The organism is Butyrivibrio sp. MB2005, from assembly GCF_000424285.1.
Classification (GTDB): Bacteria; Bacillota; Clostridia; order Lachnospirales; family Lachnospiraceae; genus Butyrivibrio.
The window spans coordinates 197417-212349 of sequence record NZ_KE384157.1; the positions used below are offsets into that span (position 1 = coordinate 197417).

A 14933-nucleotide genomic window follows, 5' to 3' on the forward strand; every position below is an offset into this window, starting at 1 on the left:
AACCGCTAATTTAGCAAATTTTTAAATTCATTTTCTGTCATCGACTGTTGCTGCGATACTGAACAGGTGTCATACCGTACTTTTTCTTGAACAGTCTGTTGAAGTGTTCAACGTTCTGATAGCCTGCTGCCTCTGCAACACGCTCAACCTTCATGTTGCCGTTTTTAAGAAGTATACTTGCCTTCTTAAGACGGATCTTCTTAACGTTCTCGCCAAAGGTCATGCCTGATTTTTCCTTAATATATTTGGAAAGATAAGGCTTTGAAAGATAGAACTCCTTAGAGAGATCATCAAGAGTAACTGTCAGGTAATTCTCCTGAATGTAATTAAGGATAGCGCTTATTCTCTCATCCTTGCCATCTGTGCTCTTCTTCACATCATCAAGCTGATTTACAGCTACTGTCAAAGCATTGATGGAGGATCTGATGATATCTTCGTCAATTCCTACACCCCAGAACTTCTTGCCATCGCAGGTGATTCCCACATAGGTGCAGGCCTTTGAAGAAGAACCTCTGCTAAGTGCGTGTTCCTCGTAAACTGTAAGCTCATAGCTTACTCCAAAATACTGCTTAAATGCATTACTTACAGCATCGAGACGACCATTTCCGTTTGCCTCAATAACGTGATCTTTTCCTGCATGAGAAATGGTAACCTCACAAAGAATACCGTTAACCTGCTTAAAGTGAACTTCATTTACCTTAAATACAGATTCGTTGTGAACATACTTATCCTCAAATATCTGATAAATACGTCCGGGTGCCAGCTCAGCATGCTCTCTGTCTGATACATCCTTGATTGTGTAGCTGATGTCAGCCTGCATTTCTTTGGGAACCATCATGCCATAGTTGGTCTTGAGGATGTAGCTTACGCCGCCCTTTCCGGACTGAGAATTGATTCTGATAACATCTCCGTCGTACTCTCTTCCAAGATCCTTGGGGTCGATGGGCAGATAGGGAACGCTCCATATTCCGTTATCTTTTCCTGCGTCATGCCAGGAGAATCCCTTACTGATAGCATCCTGATGAGAACCAGAGAAGGCTGTGAATACCAGCTGTCCTGCATAGGGCTGTCTCTCAAATATTCTCATTCTTGTAAGGCGCTCATAGGTTGCACCGATCTCATTAATTCTGCTGAAATCAAGCTTGGGATCAACGCCATGTGAATACATATTGATGGCAAGAGTAACGATATCAACGTTACCTGTACGCTCACCGTTTCCGAAAAGTGTACCCTCGATACGATCTGCGCCGGCAAGGCATCCAAGCTCGGCATCACTTATTCCTGATCCTCTGTCATTGTGAGGATGAAGTGAAAGTGTTACAGCATCGCGATATTTAAGATTCTTGTGAATATACTCAACCTGGGTTGCAAATACGTGAGGCATTGCAATCTCAACAGTTGTAGGAATATTGATGATAACCTTATTTTCCTTTGTAGGCTTCCAAACATCAAGAACTGCGTTGCAGACTTCTACTGCATAGTCAACTTCTGTTCCGGGGAAGCTCTCAGGTGAATACTCAAAAGAGAAGTTTCCTTTGGTCTCTTTTGCAAGCTTATCAAGGAGTTTAGCACCATCAATGGCGATCTGCTTTACGTCCTCTTTGTTCTTTTTAAATACCTGCTCTCTCTGTGCAACAGAAGTTGAATTGTACAGATGAATGATAGCCTTGGGAGCACCCTTAACAGCCTCAAAGGTTCTCTTAATGATGTGCTCTCTTGCCTGAGTCAGTACCTGCACGGTAACATCATCGGGAATCATGTTCTTCTCGATAAGTGTTCTTGCAAACTCAAACTCTGTCTCAGATGCTGCAGGGAAACCGATCTCGATTTCCTTGAATCCAAGGTTTACAAGCATGGTAAAGAATTCGAGCTTCTCATCAAGGCTCATTGGCTCTATAAGTGCCTGATTACCGTCACGAAGATCAACACTACACCAGATAGGTGGGTGATCAAGATAATCTTTCTTAACCCAGTCGTATGTAACTTTTGGCGGCATAAAGTACTGCCTTTGATACTTCTCGAAGTTCTTCATAATGCTCCTCCTCAGGTGATATTTTTACGTAGCAACTTATGTGCTGATTTGAGATAAAGTCTAAGTTGCCATCTTCCTAATCAGGTAAATCTTTTATCGGCATGTATCAGCATTAAATTTACCCTTGATTTTCCGTACATAATTAATGCAGTAAATAATTCTAGCATTTATTTGTTGATGTATTTTATTGTACCACTTGAGAATATTTTAACTAGGGGCATATTTAATCATTTTTATTGATTTATTTTAATATCGACTCTGTTGTCCAATTTTTGTATTACCGCGACCAACACCTAATTCTCCCTTTCCGCTGCAATTAAAACCCTTCAATTTCTTTTCAATACTGCGCTAAGTTCGTTTCTCGGTCTCATCGCAGTAATTTATGCCTTTCAATATTATTCAGTACTGCGCATATTTCATATATCGGTCACATCGCAGTAATTTATGCTTCAAATTGCTGCGCACCAATCATCCATGACTCTCCGCGCAGTAATCCTTTCATATACAATACAGCGCGATAATCATAATCCGTCATTCCCGCAGTAAATAGTACTAATCTATACTGCGAATCACCCCTATCCAATACCGTTCGCTGTAATCCTTCAAATAAACCAAGATATAAGAAATATTTTTCACGAATCATCTATCTGATTAGAAATCCAATATCTCAAACACCGAAATGAATGCGAATAAAGTCGTCTATAATTTTGCTGTTAAGAGGCATCTTAGAACTCTCATAAGTAACCAACATATCTCGTCCCAAGCAGATCCCAGAGCTTTCGTAATCCCTGAACTTCCTCAAATTTCTATCTACATATTCCGGCTTATCCAGCATTCCCAAGTGTTCCCAAAATGTTTCTTTTCTTGTTCTTACATCCAGTACCATGAAATCAGGATGTCTATATGAACCGTCATACAAAAGTACCGGGAATTCATATCTATATGGAATTCCTTTCTTGAAAAGTGCATTAGCTATCATCTCTTCCGACTTCGACCTTACACGCTCTCCTCTTGTTGTTATATGCATTGGAACATCATCACCTATTGCCTTTTTCGGATACTTAGTCCTCTGCCACTGCCTGACGAAATCTTCATCAGGAAGATCTACGTAATCAAGCCTATTCTTCAGTTCATCAGGGAATAGAGATAATACTTCCCGCGTTTTATTTGTATAATTCTTGAGAAAATTTGATATTAACACTAATTCCTCCTCACCCAGCTCAATAAACGTCTTATCATATCTCTTTTGAGCAAGCGAAAGAACAAGTGCTTCTTCTGATTTTGGAATATATTTACCGTTCTTCTCCCCAATATTCCCTTTATAATACTGGAAATATTTCCCCTTTTTAGCGATTCTCAAATTCCCATCCGGGGCCTGCTTTATTCGTTCTTTCCTTTTGCTTATCTCGCGTTTCAACTCTTTTTCTCTCGCAATCAACTGCATTAAATAATCATCCATTAATTCTGTAATATCCTTTCTATATTTAGAAAAAATCAATACCTCCTATACTTCAGTTTCAGGCATCAATAAAAAGCATGCTGAGCAACAGCCATTTCTCCTATTTCATGGCATTGCAAAACACAGTATTCAAATTGATAAACCATATCCCCCGAAAATGTATATCAATCCATTTGAAAAACAGTATGCTGAACGCAAACTGTGTGTCTGAAAGACAACGAATGTGATTAAAACATGTACCGCTAAAAATGTCAAGTTTAAACAGATCATACAAAAACACCCCCTGCTTTTTAAGCAGGAGGTGTCCCTCAAAAATCTTATCAGATATCCTTCTTCCAGAGTCCGTGAAGGTTGCAGAACTCATAAGCTGCAATAGCCTTCTCGCCGTCTGCCAGAACGAACTCAGCGCAGGGCTTATCTGAAGGAGTAAGAGATTTCTGCATGAAGCCCTTGTCTGTCTCGAGCCAAATGTACTGGATGTAATGGTTATCCATCATAGGATGCTCTACTTCGCCAACCTTAACGGTTATCTTGCTTCCATCCACCTCAACAACGGGAACGTGCTTCTCATGAGCGCCGTCTGATGTGCCGGGGATGAGCTCTGTCATGGGATCGCCGCAGCATACGGGTGTGCAGGCTGCCTCATTGATCTTGATTACGAAACTACCACATTTCTCACATTTGTAGAACTTCATAACGAAACCTCCTTTGTTCGTTTGGAATATTAATAATTCTCAGCCTTAAGCTGGAAATATGCCTGTGGATGGTTACATACCGGACAAACCTCCGGAGCAGCAGGACCGATCACGATATGTCCGCAGTTGCTGCACTGCCATACAGCATCGCCGTCACGTGAAAATACGATCTTATCCTCGATATTCTTAAGAAGCTTCTTATAGCGTTCCTCATGCTCCTTCTCGATTGCTGCTACGCTCTCAAAAAGCTCAGCTATCTCGTCAAATCCTTCTTCCTTTGCAGTCTTTGCGAATGAAGGATACATCTCTTTCCACTCATAGCCTTCACCATCAGCTGCAGTCTTGAGGTTCTCTATTGTACTTCCAATGCCTGTCAAAATCTTGTACCAGATCTCTGCATGCTCTTTTTCATTAGCTGCAGTCTCTGCAAAGATATTTGAAATCTGAACAAAACCGTCCTTTTTTGCCTTGGATGCAAAGAAAGTGTACTTATTTCTTGCCTCTGATTCACCAGCAAAAGCTGCCTGCAGATTCTTCTCTGTCTGCGTGCCCTTAAGGTCTTCTGCTCTGCATCTCCACTTGTTGTTTTCTGCCATTTCACTTCCTCCGTTTTCTAAAAATTTATCCTGCGACATTCCATCGACCATGCGAATATTTTTTGACAACTGACCGATAAAAATATCTCCTACAACAACTATTCTAGCACGCTAAAAGCCGCGTGTTTATTATATTTTTATTAAAATGGGCTCATGAAATGTTAAAGGCAGAATGTATATTTAAAAATCGGAGTGCTCCGCCATGGCAGTGCACTCCGATCATGGAATTATTTGTGATTTTTAAGCTTATATGCTCTGTTTCTTGAATAGTTGAAGTTCCTTAAGTGCTGATCTTCTTTTTTATAAGTATCATCACCATCTAAGAGATAGTATTCGGAAAGAAGTCTCTCATTACCCACATAGGCAGGAACGGCATCGGGAGAAATCTCATACATAAGATAATACTCAACAGTTCCCGAATACTCCTTTGTATCGACTGCTTTATTCAGATAGTTCATATCATACTTTGCAATGTGATAATCAGGGTTAGCAAAAGCAAAGACAAGATACATCACCGTCACCGTCACCATGCAGGCATTGTAAATGGGGAACCTGTCCGCATACAGATAAAAGATAAGGTATGCAAGACACACCGCAAGCACTGCCAAAAACCAAAGTACAAACACTCTGAGGAAGGTGAGGTGGTACACCTCGATGTACATGAACATTCTGAAAGCACTTGATGCGATCATTATATAAGTACATGCACCGATGATGGTCAGAATCACCTTAAGCACGGTATTGTCTGAAAACAGTCTCTTACAGGTCATCACGATAGCAAAGTTCATAATGCTAACGGCAAGAAGCTGATAAAAGCCTTCGTGGGCGTATTCAGCGTAGGTATAGTTTTCAGGGAGAGTCATATTTCCCATGAAAAGATAAACGATCTGGATCACGCTAAAGAGCAGGTAAACCGCGCTAAGAAGTGATGTGAAGGTAATAGCTACAACCGGGTTAATTCCAATATTTCTCGCTTCATGGGTTCCTGTTTTGCCCTTGGACAAGCTCCTAAATACCGTATAGAAAAGCCATAGTGACCACACAAGCATAATGGTAATTCCAAAGTAGTCCTCGATGTTGTCCGGAAGCTCAATAAGGTCCACTATGTGCTCAAGCATACTTGAGAAAACCAGATCCGCTGATGCAAGGAGAGCTACTACCACAAAGAGTAGCGGAACCGCTATGCAAAGTCCGGCGATAATGGCAGCGAGATTTTTGTTTTTAGGCTTATCTCCATCCTTGCGCTTACTAAGCCAGCTGTGAGTATCATAGAAAGGATCGGCTATACATGATATGGGTCTCATCAGGGTTGCCATAATTCCGATAGCCCAGGAAAAGATATCCCATCCCTTTGTATCAGCATAAAGATGCAGCACAAAGCTGAATATAAGCACAGTTATTGCAAAGCCGTCAATCCACAAAAGGGTACTGTTTGCTGTCATGAATTTTGATATAGATAAAAGCATTAACGATATTACGTAAAATAGTCCAAGACGCTTATCACCGTTTTTGTCAGCAATAAGAGAAAATCCATCCCGTTTTCTCGCTATACCCATGAGTACCAAAGTAATGAGCATGCTGATTGGATAAGTCACAGCATCTGTATTTCTGTAAAGACAGTAGGTATGAATAATTGCATATATCACTGCAGGCAGCGCATACTTTTTAAAAGAAACATCATCGCCCTTCTCTTCTTCGATCAGAACCACCGGTGCAGGATTTATAGCGGGCTCAGAGCCGGAGAAAACAGGAGTAGAACCGTTAATCAGCACCTTGCCATAGGTTCCGTCCGCCAATACCTCCTGCTGTGTATTAACTTCTTCTTTTAATAAAATTTCATCCTGATTCATGTTGTTTTCCATACTTAGAAACCTCCATTTAGAACTACCGCAATATCTCTTAAAGCAGGGTCTCATCCGGTAGTCTTCTCTTTTCAGTAATTCTTTTAATTCTCATCATCCGGGACATATTCAAGGATGTCTCCGGGCTGGCAGTCCAGAGCCTTGCATATCGCTTCAAGAGTCTGAAAACGGACCGCCTTTGCTTTGTTATTTTTCAATATGGACAGATTGGCCAGGGTGATATCTACCTTGCCTGCAAGCTCGGTAAGACCCACCTTTCGCTTTGCCATCATCACATCCAGATTAACTACTATTGCCATAATTTCCTTCCCGCTTTTTTCAGCACTATTTCATCAAATTGTCAGGTCATTCTCCTCTTTGTAGCTCACCGCCCTGTCAAAGACTTTGGAGAGCACTTTACTTAAGATTCCGGCAAAACAAAAAACTGCTGCCGTAATAACCGCTCCGGGAGTGAAATAGACAAAACATCTGATAACCTTAACAAGAGTAATGACAAATGCGAATGTCCCCATTCTGCGAAGGCTGTCCACATTGGCCTGAACAAAGCAGTCATCCTCTATAACTGTTTTCATCATTTTCCGAAGCTCGCGGAGAATGAGAAGTGCAAAGGCACCTGCCAGCATTATTGAAATCACTGCAAAAACATAATGATCCCTGATCCTGGCATATTCTGTGGTCTCACCAAGTGCCAGAACTGTCATATCCACAGCTTTTCCCAGTGTGAGGGGTACGGTCACCTCGATGATCAGTCCTATGTAAAAAAATACATCAAGGCAAATCTTGAAAACTCTGTTTAGCTTATCGCTCATGTGTCTGCTCCTTAACTACTTTTTTAAGGCTTTCTGAACCTCTTTTGTAATTTCGTTATATCACGGGCACTTTTGTTAGTCAATAATTTTTTATCGTTTTTCGATAAATCGAATGTCAGCGTAAATATAATGCCGCTTGCAGCATTCTCACGGAGCACTCTGTATGAAATACAAAGGGAGCTGCCAAATTGGCAGCTCCCTGAAACCATGCTATTTACTGTTTTCACTTATACCTTAAATACATTGATCAGATTCTCAATCTCATCTGAAGAATCAGAAACGGCTGTAGCACTGGTGTCTACGCCCTTGGAGTTCTCAGCCACAAGCTCTGCACTGGATGTAAGATGTGTTGCTGTTGCACTTACTTCCTGAGTACTTGCTGACTGCTCCTCCGAGATAGCTGCCATAGAGGTTGCGATCTCATCAACGCTTCCTACCTTGGCTATCATCTCTCCTACGATATCGCTGGTCTCATCAAGACTCTTGAAGATTTCTTCAAATGTAGTTCCGGCAGTATTAACAGCGTCCATATTGTTGTTGATTTCTTCCATGTTATTCTTGGACTTATTGGAAAGCTCCTCAATCTGAACTGTGATTTCCTTGATGATAGTGGAAATCTGCTGAGTGGAATCAGCACTGTTCTGGGCAAGCTGTCCGATTTCCTGAGCAACAACCGCAAAGCCTTTTCCTGCTTCACCGGCTCTTGCAGCCTCGATTGAAGCATTCAGTGACAACAGGTTAGTCTGGCTGGAAATCGAATTGATCATATCAACAATGGAGTTAATCTTCTGTGCAGATTCTCCAACAACTGATACTACATCGTTCATATCTTCCATGGACTTTGCAATGGCGGTCATGCCGCTTTGAACAACTTCCATATCACGCTGTCCATCTTTTGCCTTTGTGACGAGCGAATCCATGGTATCTCTTGTCTGCTGGCTCTTGTCGGTAAGATTTGAAACCTCCTGAGCAAGGGTTGTTGCCTGGTTTGCCAGTTCTGTTACTGCATCTGCCATATCGTCCATAGCACCCTGGATCTGTTGCATTGCCTTTGACTGCTCATCTGCCTGAATGTTCAGATCACTGGATGCGTTCTTGGAATTAGTCGCTTCTCCGGCCAACTTCTGTGTAACATCTTTCATCTTTATAAGAGTGTCACGCATCTGAGCAACATAGTCAGACATATTGTTGTTCATCAGACCGATTTCGTTTTCTTTATTTCCTGAGCCCTTCTGAATCTCAACAGTGAAGTCACCACTGGATATTCTGTTGATGTTATCAGTAAGCTTCTTTACAGGCTTTGCGATCATTGAGTTAATTGCCTGGAACATAATGACTGCCATAACAAGTACCATTACGCATGCAAGAACTGCGCTGATCATAATGAATTTATAAAGAGGTGCAAGAACATCACCCACCTTTACAAAGGATGCCAGATAAAAATTCGTACCGATAACAGGATCAATGGAAACGTAGTAATCTATTCCATCAGTTCCATGTAATGTGAAAATATCATCCCTTCCACCGGATGTGGTTATAGCTGATATCTGCTGAATAAAATCATCATCAGGGTACTCGGAAACATCTTTTCCTATCTGATCTGCAGCAGGTGATGCCACCATTACTGTTCCATCGAACATCATGGTTGAACCTTTGCCAAGAGGCTTATATGCACTTGCTGTTTCAGAGATTCCTGAAAGAACTATATCGGTTGAAAGTACTGCGGTTCTTCCATCAAGAAGATTTATCTGTCTTGAGCCGCAAACAACCATTTTCCCCGTTGTCATATCAACAGAAGGTGCGCCGATTACTATTGACGACTTACCAAGAGCATTTTTATACCATTGTCTTGTTGTTGGATCATAATCAGCATCAGGAACCCATCCGCCACCATCATAGAAGCTTTCTGTTCCAACAGCCAAATAAACATCTATAACAACATCAGGATAAGCAGCCATTCCGGGTTCAAGAGCTCTAAAGTAGGCAGCATCATCTGCGTAAACACTCTTCTCTAAAACATCACCCAAACTGTTATAGTATGATACCATTCCGGACATTTCGCCCGCTATCTCAGCGGCATTTGCCTTTGCTTCCATTGCAAGTCCGTTTGTGGCTTCTTCTACAATAACGTTTTTTGCGTTAATTCCGATGAAAACAGTTACAATCGCGATAGCCACAATTATCATCGGAATGATAACCACAAGAAGCTGCGCACTAATGTGCCTTGAATTGGGTCTACTAATATTCTTATCTGCCATAGATATCTACCTCCATAATGATACTTATAGATAAATTATACTTTTTTCTCTGAAATGTTAAATTACGATAAAATGAATACTTTATTATATTTTTCTAAACGAAAATTCAAAAATACATTTAACAATATAGGCCACAATGTTTATGTCCAATTTGGATTTCAATGCTATAATAAAAAGATACTAACCGCAGAAAAACAAGTTCTAAACAAAGGTAAGCATTCTATGGAAAAAGAAATATTCGAAGCCGAACAGGCACATTTATCCCAAACCTACAACAAGCTCCTTGCCATGAAGGAGGACCTTGAAAGCAGGATCACTGCCCTGAATGAGCAGGCAACAGATGATAAAAATGATATCCGCGACAACATCAGATTCGACTATGCTGACATTGAGACCACCATGGAAACTCTTGCAGAAATCGAGGTTTGGAATCGTTATATCGATACATATAACGTTGAAAGCAATTCTCTTGATAATCGTCTTGAAACAGTAAATAAGCTGCTTGAATCTCCCTATTTCGCAGAGATCAGACTAAAATATGAAGAGGATGAAGAGCCTGAGAACTACTACATCGGACGCGCTGCTGTATCAGAAAACGGCTACGAGCAGATGGTCATTGACTGGCGCTCTCCCATCGCTGAAGTTTACTACAATCAGGAAATCGGCCACACCAGCTACATGGTAGAGGACAGAGAAATCCCTGTAGACCTTCAAATGCGCAGACAGTTTGATATTACAAGGGACAAGCTGAACGCATACTTCGATACTCAGATAGCAATTGAAGATCCCATGCTGCTTCAGTCACTGTCACAGACTCACTCTGACAAAATGCAGGCTATCACTGCGACAATTCAGAAGGAACAGAATACCGTCATCCGCTATCCTGACGTTCCTGTGCTTTTAGTAAACGGTATTGCAGGCAGTGGCAAGACTTCAGTTCTTTTGCAGCGTATCGCTTATCTTTTTTATCAAAAGAGGGATACTCTTCGTCCTGACCATGTATGTCTCATGACTCTCAATCCTGTTTTCAGGGATTATATCGACAATGTTCTTCCTGACCTTGGAGAGACCAATCCCCTTACCCTTACCTGGCAGGAATTTCTTGAGATGGTGGATGTTCCTTTTTCCGGCGAAGAATATGATTACTCTGAGGCAGACAGTCTCAAAAAGATTCATGACACTATACAGACTCTGTCTCCGGAGCCCGAGGACTTCCTTGATATCAGACAAAAGGACAAGATCGTTATGTCCAAAAACGAAGTCTTTTCCGTAATAAAGAAATTCAAACAGTTCCCCATGGGAGTGCGCCTTATTCAGACAGCCTCCGATGAGCTTGAACACAGAGCAAAGATAGCCCTTCATAACCTGGATGATAACTCCTACAACGAATCCGGCAGTAGCGCAAAATCTGACTCTGCTGAGGATAACCGCATAGAGAATGATTTTGGCGGTGCCCTTAGCTGTATCAGGCACTGCGGCTTTATAAATGTCATGCATGTGGCACAGCGGATACTCGGCACTACCAATATCACCACTGCAGAATGGCTCTATACCAAAATGGAGCTCACCGGCGAATGCGACAGAAATATGCGCTACGTCATGATCGACGAAGTTCAGGATTATACCATGGCTCAGATGATGGTATTTAAAAAGTATTTCCCCAACGCAAGATTCATGCTGCTTGGAGATGAGTTTCAGGCAATCCGCGAAGGCACAATCACCTTTGCTGAAATCGAAGAAATGACAAGGGCTGAGAAAAAGAACTTCGTGACTTTGCCTCTTATGACAAGCTACCGAAGCTCGCCTGAGATCACAGATATGTTTGCATCAATACTTCCCGCTGAAAAGAAAATGATGGTTTCTTCCGTTAAGCGTCCCGGCGAAGAAGTTTTTGTAAAGGCCTGTTCAACGGATAAGGAATACTATAAGGAACTTTCAAAACTCATCGCAGAATATGAGAAAAAAGACGGACTTACTGCTATCATCTGCAGAAATCACTTTGCTATTGATAAGATTGCAGAAGCCCTTGGTGACAAGGCTCCCATTACTATTGAAGAGGAAGACTCTCTTCCAAAGAGCGGTGCCTTTTTAATAGAATTAAAGCTGGTTAAGGGACTTGAATTTGATAACGTAATTTTGGCGGACGCAGACTCAGAATCATACCCTGATAACGAGCTTGGTAAGCATTGTCTCTACACTGCAATTTCCCGCGCCACAAGAAGCCTTTCGATTTTGGCAAATGGCAAACTTGCAGCCAGAATAGATAGTTAATCCCGAAGGTGTGAGCTGCGCTCATACTTTCGTAAGTACATGTGACACCTAATATTTTTCACTTAGATAAGGCAGGAGGATTTTACATTGAAAAAAGAAGATTTACAGAAATTACTTAACGACATGACACTTGAAGAAAAGATCATGCAGCTGGTTCAGCTCCCGGGACAGGCTTTCGAGGATGACGCAGCAATTACAGGTATTGCCGATGCAGAAGTATCTGCAAAGGTAAAACAGCTGGCAGGAAGCACCCTTGGTCTTCACGGCGCTGATAAGATCAGAAAAATCCAGGAGGAGTATGTAAAGAACCATCCTCATCACATCCCTCTTCTTTTCATGCTGGATGTAATCCATGGTCACGACACAGTTTTCCCCTGCCCTCTTGGTCAGGGTGCAACCTTTAATCCCGAGACCTCCAAAAAGGGTGCTCAGATTCAGGCAAAGGAAGCCGCTGCCGACGGTATTCACGTAACCTTCTCTCCCATGGCTGACCTTGTAAGGGATGCCCGCTGGGGCCGCGTTGTCGAGTCAACAGGCGAAGATCCGTATCTTAACGGAGTGATGACTGCCGCAATGGTAGAGGGTTATCAGGGCGATAACATCGCAGACCACGACCATGTAGCAGCCTGCGTAAAACATTTTGCAGCTTACGGCGGATCAGAAGCCGGAAGAGATTACAACAGCGTAGAATTATCTGAATACGCCCTGAAGGATCAGTATCTTAGAGCTTATAAAAAGACCGTTGATGCCGGAGTCAAAATGGCAATGACCTCTTTTAATACTCTTAATGGAATTCCTTCTTCAGGAAACAAGTGGCTTATGCGCGATGTCCTCAGAAAGGAAATGGGTTTTGATGGTGTTCTCATATCCGACTGGGGTGCAATAGGCGAGATGGTTCCCTGGGGGCTTGCCGCAGATCTCAAAGAAGCAGCCCACCTTGCAATGGAGGCAGGCGTAGACATTGATATGTGCACGGAGAGCTATGGCTTTAACCTTGCTGCACTTATCAAAGAAGGCAAAATCGATGAGAAGCTTGTGGATGAAGCAGTGCTTCGAGTTCTTAATCTCAAGAACGAGCTTGGTCTTTTCGAAGATCCTTACCACGGAGCATCCGCTGAAAAATATGAGAAGCTCACATTTTCAAAAGAAAGCCGCGAAGTAGCAAGAGCTGCCGTTCGCGAATCACTTGTTCTTCTTGAAAATAAGGACAACGCCCTTCCTCTTAACTCTAAAAAGATCGCTTTTATCGGACCTTATGTGGATGAGAAGAACCTTCAGAGTTCATGGGCTATCACCTGCAATGCAGATACAAACGTAACACTTAGACAGGCCTTCACAGAAGCCTTTGAAGGTACAGATACCGAGCTTAGATTTGCTAATGGCTGCACTCTTCTTGATGAGGATGCTGACCTTGGATTTTTCCATTCTCACCTGGATAATTTTGAAGCAGACAATGAGAAGCTCCTTGCAGAAGCTCTTGAAGCAGCTGATTTTGCTGATATTGTCATCATGTGTCTTGGTGAAAGTGCTTTCCAGACAGGAGAATCAACCAGTAAGGCTCAGATAAAGCTTCCTGAGATTCAATTAGAACTCTTTAAGAAAATTAAGTCTACAGGCAAAAAGATCATCACTCTTATCTTCAACGGAAGACCTCTTGATCTTGGCAATTTACCGGAAGAATCCGATGCACTTATGATCTGCTTCAGACCGGGAACAGAGGGTGGACACGGAATCGCAGACGTACTTACAGGAAAGTTTTCACCTCAGGGTAAGCTTCCTATGAGCTTCCCTTACTGCGTAGGTCAGGAGCCTCTTTACTACAACAACTTTAACACAGGAAGACCCAAGCCCACAGACCGTTACTCTGCTTTCACAACAAGATATCTTGACTGCCCCAACGAAGCCAGATATCCCTTCGGATATGGTCTTACCTATTCAGATTTTGAGATTTCAGAAGTAACTCTTGATAAGGCTGAGATGAAGAAAGCAGAGGGAATCTCCTCTGCATCTGCCACGCCCTCACTTTATGCCGACGGCGACAAGATCGTTGCTACCGCTACCGTAACTAATAAGGGTAATGCTGAGGCAACTCAGACAGTTCAGCTCTATGTAAGAGATCTCGTTGGCAGCAGAGTCCGCCCTGTAAAGGAACTTAAGGGCTTTAAGAAAGTAACTCTCGTTCCCGGCGAAAGTACTGAGGTAAGCTTTGATATCACTGAAGATATGCTGGCATTCTTTACTCTGCGTAATGTATTTGAGACTGAAGCAGGCAAATTCAAGGTATTTATTGGATTTGATTCTGCCACAGAAAACGCAGCGGAGTTTGAGCTGAAATAAATTAATTTATTCGAGTTTTTTGCTTTGAAGTTGAATTAAACTGATTTGATTGAGCGGTTTACTTTGGAACTAAGTTAAATCGTTTTATCAGATGTTTTGCTTTGAAGTTGAATCTAGCGATACTGCTGTAAACATGGCGGTATCAGCGTTTTCTAAAAAACACCATGCGAAAAATGCACCCGAAACATGGTGTTTCCATCATTTTCTAAATACACCATGCCATATAGACCTGTATGGCATGGTGTTTTTTGAATTATACGGATACGCCATGCGAATTTAGCCAGAAATGCATGGTGTTTTCTGATTCTTGAAAATACGCCATGCAATCAGCTTCAGCTTTATTTTTCACTGTCTTCCTCAACAAGAACAAACCTGTCATCAGGCTGTTTGCATCTGGGGCAATAATCTATATCTCTGATGCTCTTGCCCTCTTTTTCCTCATCAAAAATGTAACCGCACGCCATACATTTGTAAACTGCCATAAGTACCCCCTCTACCTAAAAACGATTACTGAGACAACTATATTATATGCATTCTTGAATCAGAGATTCAAGAATGCCGCAAATAGGCCATTAAAAGTCGACTTCGTCGAAGGGCCTATTTGCCTTTCGTAT

11 protein-coding genes are annotated in these 14933 nt (G+C 42.0%); 2 read left to right on the forward strand and 9 right to left on the reverse strand.

Annotated features, from left to right (window positions below; all coding sequences use genetic code 11):
• Positions 1–37: 37 nt before the first annotated feature.
• From G610_RS0115890 to G610_RS22410, 8 genes are all read right to left on the reverse strand, one after another.
• On the reverse strand, positions 38–2032 hold the full coding sequence (locus G610_RS0115890) for a 2-isopropylmalate synthase (RefSeq protein ID WP_026525555.1): 1995 nt from the start codon (positions 2030–2032) through the stop codon (positions 38–40).
• Between the two features lie 667 nt (positions 2033–2699).
• Positions 2700–3491, reverse strand: coding sequence for a hypothetical protein (locus G610_RS0115900; protein ID WP_155831051.1), 792 nt, complete (start codon positions 3489–3491; stop codon positions 2700–2702).
• 320 nt (positions 3492–3811) lie between these two features.
• A complete protein-coding gene (locus G610_RS0115905; protein WP_026525558.1) occupies positions 3812–4186 on the reverse strand; it encodes a desulfoferrodoxin family protein in 375 nt (124 codons plus the stop codon).
• Between the two features lie 29 nt (positions 4187–4215).
• A complete protein-coding gene (rbr, locus tag G610_RS0115910) occupies positions 4216–4782 on the reverse strand; it encodes a rubrerythrin (RefSeq protein ID WP_026495011.1) in 567 nt (188 codons plus the stop codon).
• A gap of 227 nt (positions 4783–5009) precedes the next feature.
• Positions 5010–6644, reverse strand: coding sequence for a DUF4153 domain-containing protein (locus G610_RS0115915; protein WP_026525559.1), 1635 nt, complete (start codon positions 6642–6644; stop codon positions 5010–5012).
• 83 nt (positions 6645–6727) lie between these two features.
• Positions 6728–6943, reverse strand: coding sequence for a helix-turn-helix domain-containing protein (locus tag G610_RS0115920; RefSeq protein WP_026525560.1), 216 nt, complete (start codon positions 6941–6943; stop codon positions 6728–6730).
• Between the two features lie 33 nt (positions 6944–6976).
• Positions 6977–7453, reverse strand: a complete 477-nt coding sequence (locus tag G610_RS0115925; protein WP_026525561.1) for a DUF2975 domain-containing protein — start codon at positions 7451–7453, stop codon at positions 6977–6979.
• A 227-nt stretch (positions 7454–7680) separates the two neighbouring features.
• Positions 7681–9711 carry a methyl-accepting chemotaxis protein gene (locus tag G610_RS22410; protein WP_026668993.1) on the reverse strand — a complete coding sequence of 677 codons (2031 nt, stop codon included), beginning with the start codon at positions 9709–9711 and terminating at the stop codon, positions 7681–7683.
• Positions 9712–9933: 222 nt separating this feature from the next.
• Here G610_RS22410 and G610_RS21330 point away from each other — a divergent pair, with 222 nt between their 5' ends.
• Both G610_RS21330 and bglX read left to right on the forward strand, forming a co-directional pair.
• A complete protein-coding gene (locus G610_RS21330) occupies positions 9934–11982 on the forward strand; it encodes a HelD family protein (RefSeq protein WP_035797773.1) in 2049 nt (682 codons plus the stop codon).
• Between the two features lie 87 nt (positions 11983–12069).
• Entirely contained in the window at positions 12070–14319 is a 2250-nt protein-coding gene (gene bglX / locus G610_RS0115940; RefSeq protein ID WP_026525562.1) for a beta-glucosidase BglX, read from the forward strand.
• A 338-nt stretch (positions 14320–14657) separates the two neighbouring features.
• On the opposite strand, the gene G610_RS23205 is transcribed toward bglX, so the two are convergent.
• Positions 14658–14801 carry a hypothetical protein gene (locus tag G610_RS23205; protein WP_155831052.1) on the reverse strand — a complete coding sequence of 48 codons (144 nt, stop codon included), beginning with the start codon at positions 14799–14801 and terminating at the stop codon, positions 14658–14660.
• Between the last annotated feature and the right edge of the window lie 132 nt (positions 14802–14933).